This window comes from Brevibacillus sp. BC25, assembly GCF_000282075.1.
GTDB lineage: Bacteria > Bacillota > Bacilli > Brevibacillales > Brevibacillaceae > Brevibacillus.
Genome location: NZ_AKIX01000131.1, coordinates 1 through 1,029 on the forward strand (window position 1 = coordinate 1; position 1,029 = coordinate 1,029).

Sequence of the window (1,029 nt, forward strand, 5' to 3'; positions counted from 1 at the left end):
CATTTAATGATAGACTCATTAACGCTTTCGCTGTTCAGTTTTCAAAGAGCATTTTGCACCATGCCCGGTGCAGATCTTTAATTTATCACATCCAACTTTCAAAGTCAACAACTTTTTAGTTTTATGTGATTTTTTCTACTCAGTTAAACTTGTGTGTTTCGTGAGTAGATTTTTAATATAACACATTATTTTTCATTAATCAAGAGGTTTTTTAACCTCATTTAAATTAATGGTGCGGTCGGCGAGACTCGAACTCGCACGGGTCGCCCCGCCACCCCCTCAAGATGGTGTGTCTGCCAATTCCACCACGACCGCATGTAAAACGTCTCAGGAGAGGTTCGAACTCCCGACCGTCCGCTTAGAAGGCGGATGCTCTATCCAGCTGAGCTACTGAGACATATTGTAGTTATAAAAAAATGGGGCGATCGATGGGACTTGAACCCACGAGTGCCGGAGCCACAATCCGGTGCGTTAACCCCTTCGCCACGACCGCCATAATGTATACGTTTTTAAGAATGTTCCTTGGCAGGGGCAGTAGGAATCGAACCCACACCAAAGGTTTTGGAGACCTTCGTTCTACCGTTAAACTATGCCCCTATGGTAGCGGTGGAGGGGATCGAACCCCCGACCTTTCGGGTATGAACCGAACGCTCTAGCCATCTGAGCTACGCCGCCATAATTATTCGTAATAAAAAGAAGTGGCGGAGGGAGAGGGATTCGAACCCCCGTGAGCTTGCACTCTAACGGTTTTCAAGACCGCCCCGTTATGACCACTTCGGTATCCCTCCGCAAAATATGGAGCGGGTGATGGGAATCGAACCCACGCGACCAGCTTGGAAGGCTGGAGTTCTACCATTGAACTACACCCGCTTGAATATGGTGCCGGTGAAGGGACTTGAACCCCCACGGTTTCCCTCACGATTTTGAGTCGCGCGCGTCTGCCATTCCGCCACACCGGCATATTCATTTGAAACATGGTCGGGAAGACAGGATTCGAACCTGCGACCCCTTGGTCCCAAGCCAAGTACT

8 tRNA genes are annotated in these 1,029 nt (G+C 48.8%); all 8 read right to left on the reverse strand.

What is annotated here, in order from left to right:
- Window positions 1-230: 230 nt before the first annotated feature.
- The 8 genes from PMI05_RS28945 to PMI05_RS28980 all read right to left on the reverse strand — a co-directional run bounded on the left by PMI05_RS28945 (window position 231) and on the right by PMI05_RS28980 (window position 959).
- Window positions 231-315 (reverse strand) — tRNA-Leu (locus PMI05_RS28945).
- 8 nt (window positions 316-323) lie between these two features.
- Window positions 324-397 (reverse strand) — tRNA-Arg (locus PMI05_RS28950).
- A gap of 20 nt (window positions 398-417) precedes the next feature.
- Window positions 418-493, reverse strand: a tRNA-His gene (locus PMI05_RS28955).
- A gap of 30 nt (window positions 494-523) precedes the next feature.
- Window positions 524-597 (reverse strand) — tRNA-Trp (locus tag PMI05_RS28960).
- A 1-nt stretch (window position 598) separates the two neighbouring features.
- A tRNA-Met gene (locus PMI05_RS28965) sits at window positions 599-675 on the reverse strand.
- 24 nt (window positions 676-699) lie between these two features.
- Window positions 700-788, reverse strand: a tRNA-Ser gene (locus PMI05_RS28970).
- 8 nt (window positions 789-796) lie between these two features.
- A tRNA-Gly gene (locus PMI05_RS28975) sits at window positions 797-870 on the reverse strand.
- A 7-nt stretch (window positions 871-877) separates the two neighbouring features.
- Window positions 878-959 (reverse strand) — tRNA-Leu (locus PMI05_RS28980).
- Between the last annotated feature and the right edge of the window lie 70 nt (window positions 960-1,029).